We start from the raw sequence: 21,133 nt of genomic DNA, 5'->3' as shown, positions 1-21,133 counted from the left end.
GTCAATTATCTTCTAGCGGTATTAAACGAGCATTGCAACTTCTCTCATAAAACTCAATCGGACCTGCTTGTCCAATAATTGCATATTCATATCCGTCTTGCTTCATATTATATAAACAATGATGCAACAATTCTTTCCCTACACCTTTCACACGATTTCGTTTCGCTGTCCCCATCGGACCAAATAGTCCTTTCTTTCCCCTGACTACATCATAACAAGCGAAACCTACTATCACTTCACCCTGCTGTGCAATATAAATAGGTACCTTTTCTTTATATGTTTGAAACCCATAATCTATCGACTGTAACCAGCGTTCACCAAATTTCCACGTAACAAAACGTACTAATGTTTCAAAATCAACAGAGCTAGCTCTTCTAACATTACAAGATAATTTATTATAAATGGGATCAAAGCATTTTAAATCCACCGCCAAATCTCTTGGTTCAGCTATAATACGTAACACATCTTTTTGTATTTCTTTGTTTATAACTTTTTCACTCACTATACCTAAACGAAATAATGCATATATTACATGTCCTTCATTTATTAATACTTGCTGAAAACGTTCCATACGTTTCTTCGCTATTTGCAAAATTTCTAGCGTTTTATTAGCTAATTTATATTGTTCTATTTTTATGTACTCTATTTCATATTGTTCTTGTAAAGAAAGTTCTTCTAAAAAATCCGTGCCAACTTTACGAAACAAATACATATATAACTCTGCGCACACTCCTGTACCTTCTTTACACATGCCGATAAAAAGATGAACTGGTTGAATTATATTATATTTAGTCTCTTTTGCCGCAATCTCCAGTATTTTATGAACACGTTTTGTAAATTGGAATTCCCCCATATGTATCTCCATCCTCAACTACTTTACTAACAAACCGTAACCATAAATAATTGAAACAATTATTCCAACTACCAATATACCTGGAAGTAAATTCGCTACTTTAATTTTAATAAATCCAAGTAAGTTTAATCCAATGGCGAATATCATAATGCCGCCCGTAGCTGTCATTTCCACTATAAATTGATTCATTAATTCTTTCGGGACAAAACTATTAATCTGTGTTGCAAAAATGGCAATAGCACCTTCATATAAAATAACTGGAATCGCTGAAAATACTACGCCGATTCCTAGAGTTGTCGTTAATATAATCGAAATGAATCCATCGATAATCGCCTTTGTGAATAAAATATTATGATTTTCGCGAATTCCACTGTCCAATGCACCAAGTATCCCCATCGCGCCAATTGCAAAAATAAGCGTCGCTGTTACAAACCCTTCTGATATACTCCCTTTCCCCTTCGATCCAACTTTATTTTCTAACCAATCTCCTAACAGTTTTAACTTTTCTTCTAATTGTAACCATTCCCCAATTACAGTACCAATAACTAAACTTAGAATCACAACAAGAAAGTTTTCACTTTTTAATGCCATTTGAAGGCCAAGTACAGTTACCGCTAAACCGATTGCATGCATAATTGTTCCCTTCATACTTTCTGGAATCTTACTAAATAATTTACCAAGTAAAGTACCGAATATAATACAAATGCCATTTACAACTGCCCCTAATATAACCATTTCTCATTCTTCACCTTTCGAATTCTTTATTTCTATATTTTGGTTTACACATTGATTTACAAGTTATCTATATGTTAACTTAATATTGAGAATATTAACAAATGAATTTCACTACTATAACCCGTTTTTTTGTAACTATACATATTTCAATAACTACCTTTAGTGGATTCATTTTAATCTAAATGCGGAAGTTTTCAATAACGGGATAAACTCAAAAGGAAGGTATATATGAAAACTTTACTAAAACGATTTCTGTTAATAGCCTTTTGTATTACACCAATTGTTGTATTAATCAACTACTCTTTTATTTCAAAAGCGAAAGACAAACCCGATTTGCAAAGCAAATCTAGTAAAACAGTTACAAAAAGCAAAAAGAAAATAGAAGACCCGGAAATTACACTCACTTTCTCTGGTGATACAATGTTCGATTGGCAATTACGTCCTATTATCGAAAAAAACGGGGCTGATTATCCATTCCAACATGTAAAAGAAGAAATAACAAAAGCAGATATTTCCTTTGTTAATTTAGAGTCGGCCTTTACAACGAGAGAAAAGAAAGCACCTGGGCAATTGTTTTGGATTAAAAGTGATCCATCTACACTACAAGCCATTAAAAACACTGGATATGACATCGTAAATATTGGGAATAACCATACACTTGATTATGGGCAAGATGGATTATTAGACACTATCTCTCACGTAGAAAAATTAAAGTTCCCTTACATCGGGGCCGGAAAAAATGCAAAAGATGCATATACTGCACGAGAAATGACCGTAAAAGGGAAAAAGTTCAAATTTCTTTCCTTCGTTCGATTTATGCCTGATTCTAATTGGGTAGCTGGTGACAATAAACCTGGCGTTGCGAACGGATATGATTTAAATCTTGTAACTAAAACAATTAAGGAGCAAAAACAAGATGCAGACTATTTAATCGTCTATATGCATTGGGGCGTTGAAAAATCAAATCGTCCAGTAGAATACCAAAAACAATATGTACCTAAAATGGTTGAAGCAGGTGCTGACGCTATTGTCGGAAGTCACCCGCATTGGTTACAAGGGTTTGAGTATTATAATAAAGTTCCTATTGCTTACTCATTAGGTAACTTTTTGTTCCCGAGTTATGTGAATGGAAAAAGTGCAGAAACTGGCGTCTTAACTTTAACTTTTAAAGGAAAGGATGTCCAAATGTCATTTAACCCTTACATCATTCGTAATAACCAAGTTTCCCCAGTAAATGAAGAAGAAAAGAAAAAAGCTCTACAATATTTACAAACGGTTTCAACTGATGTAGAAATTGATAGTACTGGAAAAATAATAAACACACGTAACTAAACAGCACGAAATCTATTTCTCTGTAACAAATACTACAGAATAGGTGATAGACATGCTGAAAGACTTGTTAGAAAATATAAGTTTGTTAGAAAACGTATATAAAGTATCTATAGCAATCCTGCTTTTATGCTCCTTTTTTCTGTTAGACTACTAAAAAAATAAAGGGAGAAAGAAAACTTTCTCCCTTTGAATTTTCATTGTACATAATCATTCGTATCGCGATATATTTTTGGTTAACTAACTTTCTCCTTCATGAATTTGGAGAGTATTTCGTTTCACTATAAAAAGATAGAACAAGTAGCATTTTCCTTGCTTGTATCTATCTTTTTTTATTTTTTTTACTAAATAAGCAAATCAAACAAAACAGGATTTTTATTAAGCTCCACAAATTGAATATTATTTTCTTTAAAACGAGTAATTAATTGCTCATAATCTTCTTTATGTTTTAATTCTACCCCGACCAGCGCTGGACCATTTTCTTTATTATGTTTCTTAATATACTCAAAGCGCGTAATGTCATCTTCTGGTCCTAATCCTTTATCAAGAAATTCTCTTAGCGCACCTGAACGCTGCGGAAATTCAATGATGAAATAATGCTTTAACCCTTCGTAAATGAGAGAACGTTCTTTCATTTCTTGCATTCTATCAATATCATTATTTCCACCACTTAGCGTACATACAACTGTTTTACCTTTTATTTCATCCCTGTATAAATCAAGTGCTGCAATAGAGAGTGCACCAGCCGGTTCAGCTACAATTGCATTTTTCTTATACAGTTCTAAAATCGTCGTACAAACCTTTCCCTCTGGTACTAAAACAATGTCATCAATGACATCTTTACAAGTTTCAAATGTTAACTTCCCTACTTTTTTGACAGCTGCTCCATCAACAAAACTATCTATTTTCTCTAATGCTACATTTTCGTTTTGAAGGAAAGCCTCTTTCATAGATGCAGCCCCCATCGGCTCTACACCAATTACCTTTGTAGCTGGACTAACACCTTTCACATATGTACCTACACCCGATGCTAACCCACCGCCGCCAATTGCTGTAAAGAGATAATCAACTGCCTTATCCATATCGTGCATAATTTCAACAGCTACTGTTCCTTGCCCTGCAATTACATACGGATCATCAAACGGATGCACAAATGTCATCCTATTTTCCTCACAATAGCGCTGCGCTTCTTGAAAAGCACCATCAAATGTATCACCAACTAACATGATTTCTGCAAAGCTACCACCAAAAAATTGAACTTGTGATACTTTCTGTTTTGGTGTCGTTGTTGGCATAAAGATTTTCGATGGAATATTTAATAAATTACACGTATACGCAACTCCTTGTGCGTGATTGCCAGCACTTGCACAAACAACACCATTTTGTAATTGTTCTTTCGACAAACTTTGAATTAAATTGTATGCACCGCGAATTTTGAAAGACCGAATTACTTGCAAATCTTCTCGTTTAATATACACCTCACATTCGTATTTTTCAGATAAAACCTTATCACGTTGCAAGGGCGTTTTCATGACGATATCCTTCATACAGTTATGAGCCATAAGGATATCTTCAATCTTCACTCTCTCCTTCACATTTTGCACCATTTTCTATCATCCTTATCTCTTTTATTTTGACTCAATCAAAATTCGGCACCTTTAAAACTGCACCTGTATTCGCCGATGTTACCATCTGAGAATATCGTCCAAGCCAGCCCGTTTTCACTTTCGGTTCTGGTCGTTTCCATTCTTTTTTACGTTTTTCTAATTCCTCATCACTCACTCTTACTTCTAGCAAGCGTTCCTCAACATCAATACATACAATATCCCCTTGTTCAAGTAGTGCGATTGTTCCACCCGCAGCTGCTTCTGGTGAAATATGCCCTACCGAAATGCCACGTGAAGCTCCAGAGAAACGTCCGTCCGTTAATAATGCAACCTCAGCACCTAATCCCATTCCAGCGATTGCTGATGTTGGTGCTAACATTTCAGGCATACCCGGTCCGCCTCTTGGCCCTTCATAACGAATGACAACTACATCTCCTTTTTTCACTTTCCCAAGCATAATGCCAGCCAATGCCTCATCTTGTGAATTAAAAATAACGCAAGGTCCTTCAAATCGTTTTACTTCGGTTGCCCCGCTTTTAATAACCGCTCCATCTTTCGCTAGATTTCCTTTTAAAATACGTAAGCCCCCCTCTTCACTATGAGGGTTTTCAAGAGAATGAATCACTTCCTTATCTTTAATCTCTGCATGAGCAATGTTTTCTCTTAATGTTTGCCCAGTAGCCGTAATACGGTCTAAATGAAGTACCCCTTCTTTTCTGCTCATCTCTTTCAAGATTGCACTAATTCCGCCCGCTCGATCAATATCTTCCATATGCCAGTTAGAAGCTGGACTTACTTTACATAAATGCGGTACACGTCTTGAAACAGCATCAATACGGCTCATATCATAATCTAGCCCTGCCTCTTGTGCGAGTGCTAGCGTGTGTAATACTGTATTCGTTGATCCACCCATCGCCATATCAAGTGCAAAAGCATCGTCAATTGCTTCTTCTGTTACAATATCACGCGGCTTAATATCTCTTTCAATTAAAATTTTCAGTTTCTCTGCTGCTTGTTTAATTAACTCTTCACGTCTTGGATCAATTGCTAAAATACTACCGTTTCCAGGAAGGGCTAAACCTAATACTTCACATAAACAGTTCATAGAGTTCGCTGTAAACATGCCGGAACAAGAGCCACAAGATGGACAGCCATGATCTTCAATATCTTTTAATTCTTCTTCTGAAATTTTCCCAGATTGATAAGCTCCTACCCCTTCAAAAACAGAACTAAGGTCAACAACTTCCCCCTTAGATGTTTTCCCAGCTGCCATCGGTCCACCTGAAACAAACACAGTCGGAATGTTAATACGAAGAGATGCCATCATCATACCTGGTGTAATTTTGTCACAGTTTGGGATACAAATCATGCCGTCAAACCAATGTGCATTTACAACCGTTTCTACTGAATCTGCAATAATTTCACGACTCGGAAGCGAATAACGCATACCGATATGTCCCATCGCAATACCATCGTCTACTCCAATTGTATTGAATTCGAATGGTACCATACCTGCTGCACGAACGGCTTCTTTTACAAGTTTCCCAAACTCGTTCAAGTGCTTATGCCCTGGAATAATTTCAATAAAAGAATTACAAATCGCAATAAACGGCTTATCAAAATCCTCATCTTTCAAACCAGTTGCTTTTAATAAACTACGATGTGGCGCTTTATCAAAACCTTTTTTAATCATGTCGCTTCTCATCTTGTCAAATCCCCTCTTACGTATTTTTCACTTATATTCTCTTAATCTATTTCTTTACTAACGTTTTCTTTTCTGGTTCCTTAATCCAGCTCATCATTTCACGAAGCTCTGTTCCTACTTTTTCTAACTGATGATTTTGTTCTGCTTTTTTCATCGCGTTGTATGTTGGACGACCTGCTTGGTTTTCTAAAATCCATTTTTTCGCGAATTCACCTTGCTGAATTTCTGTAAGTACTCGTTTCATCTCTTTCTTCGTTTCATCTGTAACAATTCTTGATCCTGTTACATAATCTCCAAACTCTGCCGTATCTGAAATAGAATGGCGCATGTTCGTTAATCCACCTTCGTACATTAAATCAACAATTAACTTTAATTCATGCAAACATTCAAAGTATGCAATTTCAGGACGATATCCGCCTTCCGTTAACGTTTCAAAACCAGCTTTTACAAGTGCAGTTACTCCGCCGCAAAGCACAGCTTGCTCACCGAATAAGTCTGTCTCTGTTTCTTCCTGGAATGTCGTTTCAATTACACCTGCACGTGTACAACCTACACCTTTTGCATATGCAAGAGCTACATGTAATGCCGTGCCGGTTGCATCTTGATGCACTGCAACTAATGCCGGAACACCATTTCCTTCTTGGAATACACGGCGAACGAGATGACCTGGGCTTTTTGGTGCGACCATCGCTACGTCTACGTAACTTGGCGGATTAATTTGTCCGAAGTGAATATTAAATCCATGTGAGAAAAGTAACATTTGTCCTTCACGAAGATTCTCTTCTACTTCTGTTTTATAAACATGTGCTTGTTGTTCATCCGGCAATAACATTTGTACAACTTGTGCGGTTCGAACCGCTTCTGAAACGGACATTACTTCAAACCCATCAGCTTTCGCTACTTCATATGACTTACCAGGACGAACACCAACTACAACTTCCACACCAGAATCACGTAAATTTTGTGCTTGGGCATGACCTTGAGATCCATATCCGACTACCGCAACTGTCTTCCCTTGTAATAACTCTACTTTTGCATCTTGCTCATAATACGTTTTCATATTCCATACACTCCTTATAATTTGTTTACTTGTAGTACATTGATTAATTTTTTCAGCTGACTGATGAGTAATGTTGCTTCTTGTTCTGTACAAACTGTTGTTAACTCCATTTCATTTTCATTTAAATTTAATGAAGAAATATAATAACCACGCCGAGCAAAAATTCCACTTATGCGTAATAAGACGTTTGGGTCGTTATGGATAACTAGTGAAAAAGTATGACTCATTCTTCCCACCTCTTCATCATCATTTCATTATTCCCTTTGTTTGGCGGAACCATCGGAAATACGTTTTCACCTTCTTCTACACAAAAATCAACTACGACAGGACCTTCATGAGCAAATGCTTCTAACATCACTTGTTTCGCCTCGGTTGAATTTTTCGCTCTTAATCCTTTCACTCCATAAGCTTCTGCGACTTTCACAAAGTCTGGCGATCCAATTTTTGATTCTGACAAACGATTTTCATAAAACATTTCTTGCCATTGCCTTACCATCCCTAAAAATTTGTTATTTATAATAAATACTTTTACAGGGATGTTATTTTCAGCAATTGTTTGTAATTCTTGAATGTTCATTTGAAAAGAAGCATCGCCTGCAATACAAATGACGAGTTCTTCTTCTTTCGCAAGCTGAGCACCAACTGCCGCCGGGAAACCAAACCCCATCGTTCCTAGTCCGCCAGATGTTAGAAAAGTCCGTGGGTTTTTCGCTTTATAAAAATGTGCAGCCCACATTTGATGCTGTCCTACTTCTGTCGTAACAATCGCTTCACCGTTCGTTAATTCACTTACTAGACTAATAACATGCTGTGGTTTTAACTCACCTTCTTTTTGATTGTAGGAAAGAGGATATTCCTCCTTCCATTCCTCTATTTTCGTAAGCCATTCATTTGTTTGTGTACGAATTGGCATATGCAACAACATGTGTAACGCTTTTTTCACATCTCCAACAATCGGATATTCCACAGTTACATTTTTATGGAACTCCGAAGGATCTATATCAATATGTACCTTTTTCGAATGCGGAGAAAAGAGTTCTAATTTTCCTGTTACACGATCATCAAAGCGAACACCTAAAGCAAGTAGTAGATCACATTCAGTGACTGCCATGTTTGCAGCATACGTTCCATGCATGCCGAGCATTCCTAAAAATAATGAATCTCCCGGCGGATATGCACCAAGTCCCATTAAAGTGGAAACGACAGGAATACGGTTCTCCCTCGCAAACTTGATGAGTTCTTCAGATCCACCTGAATGAATGACGCCTCCTCCAATATATAGAAGTGGGCGTTTAGCTTTTGAAATTTCTTTAGCCACTTCTCTAAGCTTCCTACTGTCTGGCATAGGCTCTATTTTGTATCCTGGAATCTCAATTACTTCATTATAAAAACTTGTTACCTTTTCATTTTGAGCATCTTTTGGAATATCAATTAATACTGGTCCTGGTCGCCCGCTTTCGGCGATGTAAAAAGCTTCTTGTACAGTACGTGATAAATGATTCACATCACGAACTTGGTAATTATGCTTCGTAACAGGTACTGTAATCCCGACAACATCTGCTTCTTGAAATCCGTCTTTTCCGATGAGAGATTTTGCAACTTGCCCTGTAATAACAACTAAAGGAATCGAATCCATATAAGCATCTGCTAAGCCCGTAACTAAATTCGTCGCTCCTGGCCCAGAGGTAGCAAAGACTACCCCGACCTTTCCAGAAGCTCTCGCATACCCTTCAGCCGCATGAATGGCAGCTTGCTCATGACGAGTTAAAACGTGCTTCAATCCACTTCCATATAACGCATCGTATACTGGCAAAATCGCTCCGCCCGGATAACCGAAAACAGTCGTTACACCTAATTTTTTCAAGCATTGAATAACGTGTCCGGCACCTGTCACTTCTTCGCACTGTAATTTCTCACATGTTGTATACTGTTCCTCCATTTCGATTAACTCCTCTCCCTTTCTACGCTAAACTTTCCGCCAGTCCTGGAACACGTACTCCTCTTTCTCTCGTCAATTTTTTAAACTCTTCAGTTAATCGTTTCGTTACACTTCCTGGTTTCCCATCTCCAATTTCTCTAGAATCAACTTTTACAACTGGAATTAACTCTGCTGCCGTTCCTGTTAAAAACACTTCATCTGCTACATATACGTCATGGCGAGTAAATGGCCTTTCCTCACACGAGATATTAAGACGCTCACATAACTCGATAACACTATTTCTCGTAATACCTTCTAGCGCCCCTAAATACGAAGGAGGTGTTAGCACTTTTCCATCTTTCACAATGAAAACATTATCTCCAGACCCTTCACAAACATATCCTTGTTGGTTAAGCATAAGCGCCTCGAGTACGCCTGCTTGCGCTGCTTCAATTTTTACAAGTACATTATTTAAATAGTTCATTGACTTAATACGTGGATCTAATGCATCTGGCGTATTACGTCTTGATGCTACAGATACAACGCTTAGTCCATTATCATAAAATTCCTGAGGGAATAACTTTAATTGTTCTGCAATAATAATTACGCTCGGTTTCACGCAACTCCTCGGGTCAAGCCCTAAATCCCCTTTTCCTCTTGAAACAATTAATCTAATGTAGGCATCAGCGTATTCATTTTTTTGAAGTGTCTGTAAAACGGCTTCTTCCATTTCTTCTACCGGCATTGGAATCGTCAGTAAAATAGATTTCGCCGATTCATATAATCGTTTCACATGTTCTTTTAGACAAAATACATTTCCTCCGTAACTACGAATCCCTTCAAATACACCGTCTCCATATAAAAAACCGTGATCATATACTGAAACAACTGCCTTTTCTTTTTCTACAAATTCCCCATTCATATAAATGTACTGGTTACCCATCTCACATCGCTCCTCTTTTTTTCTCTCTATTTTTGCAATCTATTTCTACATCGATTGCTGAGATAAGTATTTTAACAGAATATTCAGTATATAAATCTTAAAAATATACTCATCTCAACAATCGATTACGTACATACTTGTAGCAATCCATTGCTGAGACGAGGGAATCGTGGTACCACTCAGCTTCCTTACACTTCTCACGAAATATAAGCTTTGCAAGTCCAATTAGACTTTTGTTTTTCTATCGGAAACAATTCCGCTACTTTTTACTAGTTTTCAAAAGTAGTGCTCCGAGGTGATCTTCAATGATTCGATTGTTACTACCCTCACAGCCTTGGGGCAGCTCTCTGAAACAATCTATATCATTTACTCTCCTCTTCCACGCATTCTTTTATTCTATTTTTATAAAAGAAAAACTCTCGCCTCAGCAATCAACTACTACAACTTAGTAGCTTTGATTGCTGAGGCGAGAGTTTCGCGTTACCACTCAGCTTCCTTATACTTCTCGCGAAATATAAGCTCTGTAGGTCCAATCAGACCCCCGTCCTTTTACCGGAGACGATGCCGCCGCCCTCTACTCAGTTTCCCTTTCGCAAGCGATGCTCCGAGGTGATCTTCAATGATTCGATTGCTACTACTCTCACAGCCTAGGAGTAGCTCTCTGAAACGATCATAATCATCTACTTTCCTCTTCTTTGCATATACAACATATAAAGTTAGAAAATTCTTAATTCACTTTTATTTGTTACACGTATTATAGGACGTTGTTCTTTTCATTGTCAACATGTTTTTAGAAAAAAAATAAAATTCATTCTATTTACTAGAAATCTATTTATTTTTTCTCAAAACAAAATCGGAATGAACTTCTTACACATACTCATATATTACTTAAGTATGTTCGCATTACTACATAAAGAAAAACTACTGACAAACATATAAAATTTATGGGGAGATGAGAATAATATGTTAAAAGGAAAAGTAGCGTTAGTTACAGGAGCAAGCCGAGGAATTGGACGTGCTATTGCTAAACGTTTAGCAAATGACGGTGCATTGGTTGCTGTTCATTACGGTAATCGAAAAGATGACGCTGAAGAAACTGTTCATGAAATTCGATCAAATGGTGGCCAAGCTTTTTCTATCGGCGCAAATTTAGAATCCTTACACGGTGTAGAAAACCTTTATAACGCTTTAGATACTGAATTACAAAAGTGCACTGGTGAAACACAATTTGATATTTTAATAAACAATGCCGGCATTGGTCCTGGTGCTTTTATTGAAGAAACGACTGAACAATTTTTTGATAGAATTGTTTCAGTAAATGCAAAAGCACCATTCTTTATCATTCAACAAGCACTGCCACGTTTACGTGACAATAGCCGAATTATTAATATTTCATCCGCTGCGACCCGCATTTCTTTACCTGATTTCGTTGCATATAGTATGACGAAAGGCGCTATTAATACAATGACTTTTACGCTAGCAAAACAGCTTGGAGCACGAGGAATAACGGTGAATGCAATACTTCCAGGATTTATTAAAACAGATATGAATGCAGAACTCTTGAGCGACCCGATGATGAAGCAGTACGCTACTACTATTTCCGCTTTCAATCGCTTAGGTGAAGTAGAAGACATTGCCGATACTGCTGCATTTCTCGCTTCTCCAGACAGCCGCTGGGTTACTGGACAATTAATTGATGTGAGCGGAGGATCTTGTTTATAAAAAACATATATTTTCAAATCTTTTTTATTGCGCAATAAAACAATTTATATAATACTATATAAAATATATACATTTAGGAGGATTACAGTAATGTCCGAAAAAACATACGAACTCGCAACCTTCGCAGGCGGTTGCTTTTGGTGCATGGTAAAACCATTTGATGAACTTCCAGGTATTCATAAAGTGCTTTCTGGCTATGCAGGAGGTCAGATAGAAAATCCAGCATATGAACAAGTAAAAGCTGGAACATCTGGACATTTAGAAGTTGTTCAAATTACATTCGATCCTTCTATTTTTCCTTATCAGAAATTACTAGACTTATATTGGCCACAAATCGATCCAACTGATGATGGCGGACAATTTTTTGACCGTGGTCCATCTTATCGTACCGCTATTTTTTATCATAACGAAACACAAAAAGCGCTTGCTGAAAAATCAAAACAAGCTCTTGCAGAAAACGGTATGTTTAAAGATCCAATCGTGACTGAAATTCGTCCTGCTGCACCTTTTTACGAAGCAGAGGAATACCACCAACATTTCTATAAAAAGAACCCAGAGAAATATGCTACTGAGCAAAAGGAATCTGGTCGTGAAGATTTTATTAAAGAAAATTGGCAAAAAAAATAATAAAAATGCATCGTGCTTTCTTTACAAGTACGATGCATTTTTATCTTTGAAACAGGTACCATACAATTACAAAACCAATCGCTGTTAATGTCCAAATTATTATTTCGTTTTTCACTCTATTCTTTTTATTTGTCATTTCATCTTCTCCTAATAGTTATTAAACATATTCAAGATTTCCTTTGTTTAATTGCCCACTTGATGAACATAAATACATCCGTACAAATTCTTATAACAAGAGTACCAATGATTCCAATTGCAATTGAAATTACTAACATCTGTCCAAAACTAAAGAAGTTGTATATGTTATATAGAGTACGATACATACAAGTAGAAAATTTGGTAAAAAAAGCAAAAATCTTTTAAGCATTTCTTCACCTCTTCTTATGCTTTTAAACTACGTCTCCTACTGTAACTGTGAAATAAAACTTGTTCAAAAATGTCATATAAACCCTCATTTAACAAAAAAAAATAAGAATCCATTTTGAAAAGGATTCTTATCTTATTCAGCAAAATTAAGGTTTATTATATTCCACATATCTTATTCCATACTTACTCCCGAAATAGAATAATATTACTGGATATTTATTAGCATTTTAATATTTTGATTGCCCTACAAATATTAAGACGAATAAAACGGTTGAATCATCCAGTCGTAAAAAACTAATTACCCGGCAGGAGAATACCGCTCCAGCTACCTACATCGCATTGGCCAAATTCATTATTACCTACCGCTACCACCGTTCCGTCTGATTTAAGTCCGACCGTATGTGCACAACCAGCCGCTATTGCTACAATATCTCGCCAATCACTTACATTACATTGGCCATACTCATTCCAACCTACTGCCGCCACCGTTCCGTCTGATTTAAGACCGATTGTATGATTCGTACCAGCTGCTATTGCTACAATACCCCTCCAACCACTCACGTCACACTGGTTATGTTTACCATTCCCCACTGCCGTCACCGTTCCGTCTCGTTTAAGACCAACAGTATGAAGATAACCCGCTGTGACCGATACAATACCTCGCCAGCTGCTTATATTGCATTGGCCATATCGATTATTCCCCACTGCCGTCACTGTACCGTCCAATTTAAGACCGACTGTATGCCAGTCACCCGCCGCAACCGCCACAATATCTCGCCAGCCACTTACATTGCATTCTCCTTCTTTATTTCGGCCCACCGCCACTACCGTACCATCCAATTTAAGGCCAATAGTACGACGCCATCCCGCCGCAACCGAGACAATATTATGCCAATCGTGTACATTACATTGGTCATGCTTATTCCAACCCACAGCTACCACAGTACTGTCACATGCAAGACCGATTGTATGTGCATTACCCGTGTTCGTCGCCATATGAACATTACCCGCTGCGACTGCTTCAATATCACACCAGCTGCTTACATTGCATTCTCCTTCTTTATTTCGCCCCACTGCTACTACCGTGCCATCCAATTTAAGAGCAACGGTATGACCACGACCTGCCGCTATCGTATCTTTAGGCCACCGTTTCGCTTTTAACATTTCTTCTTTCGGTGAAATGTAATTCATCTTTTTCCTCCTTGCATATAAGCAACTGTATCCAAATAGATATTTTTATCTAATTTCATTATAAATGACCCAACTTTTTTTATAAATTTACAGCTACAAAAGAAGCCTATTATTACTTCTTCAAAAAATAAAAACCTCCAGTTTAAATACTAGAGGTTCCTTCTTTATTTCTTCAATCGTTCAATAAAATCGTTCAATTTATCAAGTGATTTCATATTCTGATTACAAGCTACACCATCTTTGCAAATATAGTTTCCCTTTTTAACGAAAGTTCCTGGTATATCACCTTTAATTTCCACTAAAAACATTCCTACTTCTTCATGCCCATGACATAATGAACAAATGCTTTTTTTATTTAAACTTTGAAAAGTTCCTTGCAGACCAACAAACTTATTTTTATCATTTTTCGCTATAATAAATTTCCTACTGGATCCTTTATCAATCCAGCTTAAATAGGATACTTCTTTCATATCCAGTTCTTCCATATCAGGAAGTTTTAATTTTTTCGCCTTAGGAAATAATTTTTTTAACGTTTGTGCTGTAACTTCCTGAAACGGAATTACATACGGATTTATTTTCATTAAAAACGCTTCTGCATCTTCTCTATTTTTAACCGTTACTACCGTATCAATTAACTCTTTCTGTTCATCCGTTACATTCTCAAATACATGTATTATCTTTTCAATTGCAAGTGATTTTAACGCTTGAATTACTCCTCTATCATTTGCCGTTGCATGCCCGTTTGCTAAAATATAAGCTTGTGATTTTATAAAATTATATTGATCACTTCTAATAAACGCTTCCATCTTTATCACTCCATACAAATTGTTGATCTAGTTTTATTGTATACAATGATTCAGTTTTTTGATATGTAAAAGATAACTTAGAAACAAACATTACATACATCGCCTATTCTCTACCGCTGCATTTCCTGACAAAAGAAACCATCGTCTGTTTTCCATTCTGCATATAATACGTCTTCAAATTTAGTAATTCCTTTTTGCTTTATTTGTTTATAAAGCCATCCTTCATCAAAACCTGCTTCCCTCAAATTATCCTTAACTACTTTCCCATCACTAATTAATGAAATCGGTAAGTATACAGGCTTATGTTTTAAACTTAAATCATTTATAGTAGGAGATCCATATTTACTTTTTTTCAATACACTTATGTTTCCGTTAGGTTCCAATATCATATACTCAACTTCTCGAATTGAAAATATATCTTTTTGTTGCCTAAGCATTTGTTGTAATTGGTTTATATCCAAATGATTTACGCTTAATTGTTCACGATCAATCTTTCCATTACGAATAATAATTGAAGGATATCCTTCAAAAAACCTTCTTGTTCCCCTTATTTTTTGTGTTATCACTTCTATAGTATAAATTAAAATTACCCAAACAAATACTGAATACAAAATAGACCATACTTTAATTTTAGGATCATATATTGAATTTCCAACGAGCTCACCTAGGACGATTGCAGAAATAAAATCAAAGGGCGTTAGCTGAGATATTTGTGTTTTCCCTAATATTTTTGTAGCAATTAATAGAACAAAAAAACCAACTAAAAGCTCTATCGTTATTTGTCCAATATGATTCATATATGTTCACCTTTCTACTTTTCAAGTGCTCTGTATACCATTTAATAAAAAAAACGGCACATTTTTTCTATTATCATGCCCGTTCACACCTCATATATCCAATACATATAAAACAAAAAGAGTCTGATTCAAAGTAATATATGAATCAGACTCTTTTCCTCTTATTTAGAATACACAATCTTTTTAATCGTTTCCCCAGAAAGAAAATATTCTTCTGCAAGTTGATGAATAGCAATTCCGCTTTTAAATGCTGCTTTAATCGCGTTATTTCTTTCATCTAATTGTTTTCTTCCTCCAGATCGTGTACCCCATTTATAATGTTTCGTTTCTTGTTTTGGAATGTAAATTGTTTCACCTTGTATATACTTTTGAATTTCAGCAATTAAACTTTCTGGTAAAACTGCCGCAGCCTTTACGTATTTCATTTCTGCTCGCCCCTTATTTTTTATGGTTCATTTCAATAAGGTGCAAAGCCAAATATAAAAAATGATACGAGCTCATTTAGGCGATTGTATATTACTTGTCTACCTCACGCAAAGTATCGCCATTTCCATACTTGGCTTTGCATGAGACGTTGCAGTGTCTGGCAATTGAATTATAATCGCCATATAAACACCTCCTAATATACCTTTTGCATTTTATTATATGATAAATTTCCTCTCCTTGCATCCACACCCTTCTTAAAGCACGAAATTACTTAGTTTGATATAATACTTTTTAATCAAATCAAAAATCATTGTGAGGTTACATTATGAAGAAAAAAATTATCATTACAATCGTTACACTATTCTTTATTATCACAGTATTATTCGGAACATACAAATTGATGAACGCAAGAAACTTTCAATTATTTGGAGATTTAACACAACGCGTAGAAACAAATGAAAAAGTAATCGCTTTAACTTTTGATGATGGCCCTACTAACAATGTAAAACAAATATTACCTTTACTGGATAAATACAACGCTAAAGCTACTTTCTTTTTAATTGGAAATGAACTAGAGAAAAATCTATCATTAGGAGAAGCTATCACGCAATCTGGGCACCAACTTGGAAACCATACATATTCTCATAATAGAATGGTTTTCAAAACACCTTCTTTTATTAAAGATGAAATAGAAAAAACGAATTCATTAATCCGGCAAACAGGATTTACAGACGAAATTGATTTTAGACCCCCTAACGGAAAAAAATTAATTGGGCTACCCTATTATTTAAATAAAAATAATATCGAAACGATTACGTGGGATCTTGAGCCTGATACTTTTTATAAATCTACAGCTGATAAAATTGACTACGTTAATAAAAATGTAAAACCAGGTTCTATCATTTTATTACACCCTATGTATGATAAATCTAATGAAAATTTACAGACCATTGAAGGTATTTTAGACTCTTTATCTAAAGAGGGATATCAATTCGTCACAGTAAATGAACTGCAAAAAAGAGCAAAATAAGGTGAAACTTTAATCAGTGGGGGGTGCCCATCCCCCACTTAACTTCTTCGCTTTCGCTGAGTTTTGAGGTGGGGGTCTTACTGCCCGGCAAATAAAAGGATAAAAAAGGTAGCGTATCATATAACGATACGCTACCTTTTTTGTTAAATAATTCCAAGCACATTTAGGAATACGATAATAATCGCAATTGGTGCGATATAGCGAAGTAAGAATAACCATAATACGAATAGTTTATAGCCTTTATTTTTACTTACACCAAGCTCTTTCATTAATACATCTTTCTTCATTTTTAAAGGAACAAAGATAGAAACTAATAGAACACCAAGCGGCATTAATACGTTACTAACTGCATAGTCCGATAAATCAAAAATAGTCTTTCCAAAAATCTTCAGATCACTTAATATACCAAATGATAATGCTGATGGTACTCCAACAACGAAGATTAATAATCCAACGATTAAAGCCATTTTTTCACGTTTCCCTTTACCTTTTGCAGTTAAAGATGCAACGCTAATTTCTAACATCGAAATTGCTGATGTAATAGTAGCAAAGAAGAATAGTAATAAGAAAACGATGAAGAATAATTTTCCGAACGCCATTTTACTGAAAATAGCTGGCAATACGATAAACAATAATCCTGGTCCTTGAGATGGTTCCATTCCAAATGCGAATACAACCGGGAATATCGCAAGTCCTGCAAGTAATGTAATAACGAGCGTTAAAGCTACAATAGAAAATGCTGAACGCGGTAAACTTTCTTCTTTCGGTAAGTATGAGCTATACGTTACCATAACGGCTACACCGACAGATAATGAGAAGAACGATTGCCCCATCGCATATAAAATAATTTCTGACGTTACGTTTGAGAAATCAGGTTGTAAGAAGAAGCGAACTCCTTCACCAGCACCGTCTAATGTAAGTGCACGAACAATTAAGACAAAGAATAAAACGAATAATGCTGGCATGAAATATTTATTTACTTTTTCAACACCATTTTGTACACCTTTACTTACGATGAAAATAGTAATAAGGATGAATAATAGTTGTGATCCGACTGCTAAATACGGATTGGAAATGATTTCACCGAACGTAGCTTCGTACGCCCCATTTCCTTCCCATAGTCTACCTGTAATTGCATTCCATAAATATAATAAAATCCATCCTCCTACAACACTGTAGAAAGAAAGTAATATGAAACATGTTACAATTCCTAATTTACCTAACCACGGCCATAACGTTTTCGGTGCGATTTCTCTATACGCATCAACGGCCTCTTTTTGTGTACTTCTCCCAATAACGAATTCGGCTAATAATAGCGGTAAACCAATTAATAATGTGAAACCGATGAAAATAAGGAAGAATGCGCCGCCTCCTCCGATGCCGGCCATATATGGGAATTTCCAAATCGCCCCAAGACCAATTGCTGAACCTGCTGCAGCTAATACGAAACCTAATTTCGATGTCCATTGCTGTGAATTCATCTGTTAATCTCCTCTCTTTATCTTTTTCTGTTTTATAATTTGGTGTTTATATTGTTCTATCAATACTTTTTTCTAATACGTTCACTTCCTCCCTAATAAAAAAACGTCCCTACGTAAATACGTAGGGACGACAAAAATATCGCGGTACCACCCTAGTTATGAAGATACAACAAAAGTAAGACCTAAATAAAAACGTCCCTACGTAAATACGTAGGGACGATAAAATATCGCGGTACCACCCTAGTTATGAAGCCACAGCAAAGTTAGGACCTAAATAAAAAACGTCCCTACGTAAATACGTAGGGACGATAAATATCGCGGTACCACCCTAGTTGTGAAAAAATCTTCACCACTTTATTTGATAACGGTATAAACTACCGTCTTCCATTTCCTCATAATGTGAGATTTATGAAAGATGCTCCAGGACGAACTTCATGAATAATCTATATACTGATTCACACCAACCATCAGCTCTCTGAAATAGGGAGATTTTCATTACTATACCCTTTCATTGCCCAAATATTATTTTCCGAATTGATTACTATCATTTTTATCACACATTAAAAATAGTGTCAACTTATATTTTAAGTTTTTATGTCTTATATTCTATTTAAAAATTTGAAATATGACTTTTGTATGAATAGTATTTGAACTTATATGGTTTATACTGTATTAACTTCTCTAACAGGTTTATAGTAGTATACGGTAAAGTGAAACTTTAATCAACGGAGGATGCCCCACTGATTAAAGTTTCACCAATTTTGCGTTTACTCGTAGTAGCAGGGCTTCCACTTAACTTCTTTCTCCAGCCTCATTTTGAGGTAGGAGTCTTACTGCCCTCAAAGAGCGAGATACATGCAAGGCAACATGAGTAGGAGGAACAAATTTTGTCTACTTCAAAAGTTTTAAAAGGTACTGCTTTACTAAGCGGTGCAACAATGATTTCACGTATTTTAGGTTTTATATACTTCTTCCCTTTTCAATTATTAGTTGGAACACAAGGGGTCGCTTTATACGGATATGCATATACTTGGTATGGTATTTTATTAAGCTTTTCAACTGCCGGTATTCCTATTGCCGTCTCCAAATTTGTTGCAAAACATAATGCACTCGGTGATTATAGTACAAGTAAAAAATTGTATAGCTCGAGCATAAAATTAATGCTATTTATGGGCTTTTTAGGATTTTTAATTTTATTTATTGGAGCGCCTTACATATCACAATTTATTATTCGCTCTAAAACGCCAAATCCACAATTTATCGCTGACGTAACACTTACAATGCGGGCATTAAGTTTCGCACTTATTATCGTACCGGCTATGAGTGTTACACGCGGCTATTTCCAAGGTTTTCAACATATGAAACCAAGTGCTGTTTCTCAAGTCGTAGAACAAATCGCACGCGTTGTTTTCATTTTAGTTGGTAGCTTCATCGTTTCCAAAATATTAGGAGGTTCCGTAGCCTCTTCTGTTGCTGTTGCTACATTCGGTGCTGTTATCGGGGCACTTGCCAGCGTCTCTATTTTAATGCTGTACTGGAAAAAGTATAACGGATTAAAGCCTCCTGAAGGTGAATTAAAGTCAAGGGCATCCGATATTCCATTACGAAATATTTATATGGAATTACTTCGATATGCAATCCCAATTGTATTTGTGGGTATTGCAATTCCACTCTATACGTTAGTAGATCAATATACCGTAGCTGATGTCCTTAGAGTTATGGGAGAGCCTTTAGAAACCGCGAATGCAGTTTTCGCTTATATAACGAACTATGCACAAAAGTTAATTATGATTCCGGCTTCACTTGCAACTGGATTCTCATTAACAATTATTCCGGCTATAACGAAATCATTTACAAGCGGAAAACTAGAAGAATTACAAGAACAAATTTCAAAGATATTCCAAGTATTGTTATTCTTCACTATCCCAGCTGCATTTGGTCTTGCTAGCATCGCTTACGATGCATTTCGAATGATTTATGTAGATCCTAAAATTGCACTTGATGGATCACAATATTTAATTTCATTTGCACCTTCTGCTATATTAGGTGCGATTTTCACAGTTTCTGCAGCTATATTACAAGGCATTGATTATCAAAGAAAAACAATGATTGCATTCTCAATCGGTATTCTTGTGAAGATTGTAGTAAACATACCACTTTTACACTTATTCGGTGGACACGGTGCTGTACTTGGAACAATTCTCGGATACCTCGTTTCGAATATTATTATGTTGTATTGCATCATTAAGTTTGCGAAATTTAAAATTGGTGAAACGGTGAAAACAGTATTTCTTATTACGATATACTCCGCAGCAATGTCTGCTGTTGTAATTGCATTAAAAGCAATTATAAGCTGGATTATTCCTGGCCAATCTTATATCGAATCACTGCTCATTGTATTTATATGTGGTGCGGCAGGAGGGCTTGTTTACCTTTTATTCGTATTAACGAGTGGACTCGCTTCACATATTCTTGGTAATCGTATTCAACGTTTACCTGTACTAGGAAAATTAGTAAAATAAAAAAACAAAAGATGT

Annotated in this window: 18 protein-coding genes, 2 pseudogenes and 3 other annotated features; of the genes and pseudogenes, 6 read left to right on the top strand and 14 right to left on the bottom strand. The window is 36.1% G+C overall.

What is annotated here, in order from left to right; translation table 11 throughout:
- Window position 1: 1 nt before the first annotated feature.
- Window positions 2–853, bottom strand: coding sequence for a GNAT family N-acetyltransferase (locus MHB70_RS08035; RefSeq protein ID WP_000503622.1), 852 nt, complete (start codon window positions 851–853; stop codon window positions 2–4).
- Between the two features lie 18 nt (window positions 854–871).
- Window positions 872–1,588, bottom strand: a complete 717-nt coding sequence (locus MHB70_RS08030) for a DUF554 domain-containing protein (protein ID WP_000236014.1) — start codon at window positions 1,586–1,588, stop codon at window positions 872–874.
- A gap of 228 nt (window positions 1,589–1,816) precedes the next feature.
- On the opposite strand from MHB70_RS08030, the gene MHB70_RS08025 reads away from it, so the two are divergent.
- Both MHB70_RS08025 and MHB70_RS08020 read left to right on the top strand, forming a co-directional pair.
- A complete protein-coding gene (locus tag MHB70_RS08025) occupies window positions 1,817–2,920 on the top strand; it encodes a CapA family protein (RefSeq protein ID WP_000854523.1) in 1,104 nt (367 codons plus the stop codon).
- A gap of 52 nt (window positions 2,921–2,972) precedes the next feature.
- A pseudogene (locus MHB70_RS08020) lies at window positions 2,973–3,204 on the top strand (hypothetical protein).
- A 57-nt stretch (window positions 3,205–3,261) separates the two neighbouring features.
- On the opposite strand, the gene ilvA reads toward MHB70_RS08020, so the two are convergent.
- From ilvA to ilvE, 6 genes are read right to left on the bottom strand one after another with little or no spacing between them, the layout of a single operon-like run.
- Window positions 3,262–4,524, bottom strand: a complete 1,263-nt coding sequence (ilvA, locus tag MHB70_RS08015) for a threonine ammonia-lyase IlvA (RefSeq protein WP_000250553.1) — start codon at window positions 4,522–4,524, stop codon at window positions 3,262–3,264.
- A 31-nt stretch (window positions 4,525–4,555) separates the two neighbouring features.
- Complete coding sequence (ilvD, locus tag MHB70_RS08010) at window positions 4,556–6,229, bottom strand: dihydroxy-acid dehydratase (protein ID WP_001255831.1); 1,674 nt, start codon at window positions 6,227–6,229, stop codon at window positions 4,556–4,558.
- Window positions 6,230–6,275: 46 nt separating this feature from the next.
- Entirely contained in the window at window positions 6,276–7,289 is a 1,014-nt protein-coding gene (ilvC, locus tag MHB70_RS08005) for a ketol-acid reductoisomerase (RefSeq protein WP_000861155.1), read from the bottom strand.
- 14 nt (window positions 7,290–7,303) lie between these two features.
- Window positions 7,304–7,516, bottom strand: a complete 213-nt coding sequence (locus MHB70_RS08000; protein ID WP_000019908.1) for an ACT domain-containing protein — start codon at window positions 7,514–7,516, stop codon at window positions 7,304–7,306.
- A complete protein-coding gene (gene ilvB / locus MHB70_RS07995; protein WP_000392596.1) occupies window positions 7,513–9,228 on the bottom strand; it encodes an acetolactate synthase large subunit in 1,716 nt (571 codons plus the stop codon). Before ilvB ends, MHB70_RS08000 begins: the two co-directional genes overlap by 4 nt.
- 22 nt (window positions 9,229–9,250) lie before the next feature.
- On the bottom strand, window positions 9,251–10,150 hold the full coding sequence (gene ilvE / locus MHB70_RS07990) for a branched-chain-amino-acid transaminase (protein ID WP_000528146.1): 900 nt from the start codon (window positions 10,148–10,150) through the stop codon (window positions 9,251–9,253).
- Window positions 10,151–10,301: 151 nt separating this feature from the next.
- Window positions 10,302–10,541, bottom strand: a binding site (T-box leader).
- Window positions 10,542–10,609: 68 nt separating this feature from the next.
- Window positions 10,610–10,855: a binding site (T-box leader), on the bottom strand.
- Window positions 10,856–11,113: 258 nt separating this feature from the next.
- Between ilvE and MHB70_RS07985 the strand changes: the two genes are divergently transcribed.
- Both MHB70_RS07985 and msrA read left to right on the top strand, forming a co-directional pair.
- Entirely contained in the window at window positions 11,114–11,872 is a 759-nt protein-coding gene (locus tag MHB70_RS07985; RefSeq protein ID WP_000911812.1) for an SDR family oxidoreductase, read from the top strand.
- 90 nt (window positions 11,873–11,962) lie between these two features.
- Window positions 11,963–12,499, top strand: coding sequence for a peptide-methionine (S)-S-oxide reductase MsrA (gene msrA, locus MHB70_RS07980; RefSeq protein WP_061530105.1), 537 nt, complete (start codon window positions 11,963–11,965; stop codon window positions 12,497–12,499).
- 167 nt (window positions 12,500–12,666) lie between these two features.
- On the opposite strand, the pseudogene MHB70_RS07975 reads toward msrA, so the two are convergent.
- The 5 genes and pseudogenes from MHB70_RS07975 to MHB70_RS07955 all read right to left on the bottom strand — a co-directional run bounded on the left by MHB70_RS07975 (window position 12,667) and on the right by MHB70_RS07955 (window position 16,084).
- Window positions 12,667–12,866 (bottom strand): annotated as a pseudogene (locus MHB70_RS07975) (hypothetical protein).
- A 293-nt stretch (window positions 12,867–13,159) separates the two neighbouring features.
- Window positions 13,160–14,056, bottom strand: coding sequence for an RCC1 domain-containing protein (locus MHB70_RS07970; RefSeq protein ID WP_001106793.1), 897 nt, complete (start codon window positions 14,054–14,056; stop codon window positions 13,160–13,162).
- Between the two features lie 164 nt (window positions 14,057–14,220).
- The gene (locus MHB70_RS07965; protein ID WP_000387083.1) at window positions 14,221–14,862 is read right to left on the bottom strand and encodes a FusB/FusC family EF-G-binding protein; all 642 of its coding nucleotides are present in this window, start codon (window positions 14,860–14,862) and stop codon (window positions 14,221–14,223) included.
- A 110-nt stretch (window positions 14,863–14,972) separates the two neighbouring features.
- Window positions 14,973–15,659: a DUF421 domain-containing protein gene (locus MHB70_RS07960; RefSeq protein ID WP_001015540.1), complete on the bottom strand. Its 687-nt coding sequence runs from the start codon at window positions 15,657–15,659 to the stop codon at window positions 14,973–14,975.
- Between the two features lie 161 nt (window positions 15,660–15,820).
- Complete coding sequence (locus MHB70_RS07955) at window positions 15,821–16,084, bottom strand: CD3324 family protein (RefSeq protein ID WP_000878303.1); 264 nt, start codon at window positions 16,082–16,084, stop codon at window positions 15,821–15,823.
- A 326-nt stretch (window positions 16,085–16,410) separates the two neighbouring features.
- Between MHB70_RS07955 and MHB70_RS07950 the strand changes: the two genes are divergently transcribed.
- On the top strand, window positions 16,411–17,115 hold the full coding sequence (locus MHB70_RS07950) for a polysaccharide deacetylase family protein (RefSeq protein ID WP_000726868.1): 705 nt from the start codon (window positions 16,411–16,413) through the stop codon (window positions 17,113–17,115).
- Window positions 17,116–17,258: 143 nt separating this feature from the next.
- On the opposite strand, the gene MHB70_RS07945 is transcribed toward MHB70_RS07950, so the two are convergent.
- A complete protein-coding gene (locus MHB70_RS07945; protein ID WP_001088192.1) occupies window positions 17,259–18,596 on the bottom strand; it encodes a sodium-dependent transporter in 1,338 nt (445 codons plus the stop codon).
- Window positions 18,597–18,894: 298 nt separating this feature from the next.
- Window positions 18,895–19,117 (bottom strand) — a binding site (T-box leader).
- A 366-nt stretch (window positions 19,118–19,483) separates the two neighbouring features.
- On the opposite strand from MHB70_RS07945, the gene MHB70_RS07940 reads away from it, so the two are divergent.
- Entirely contained in the window at window positions 19,484–21,118 is a 1,635-nt protein-coding gene (locus MHB70_RS07940) for a putative polysaccharide biosynthesis protein (protein ID WP_061530106.1), read from the top strand.
- Window positions 21,119–21,133 lie beyond the last annotated feature (15 nt).

It is taken from the genome of Bacillus sp. FSL M7-1020, from assembly GCF_038050415.1.
Lineage (GTDB): Bacteria > Bacillota > Bacilli > Bacillales > Bacillaceae_G > Bacillus_A > Bacillus_A toyonensis.
The sequence above is the reverse complement of the archived record's forward strand: the minus strand, read 5'-3'. Positions and strand labels throughout refer to the sequence as shown.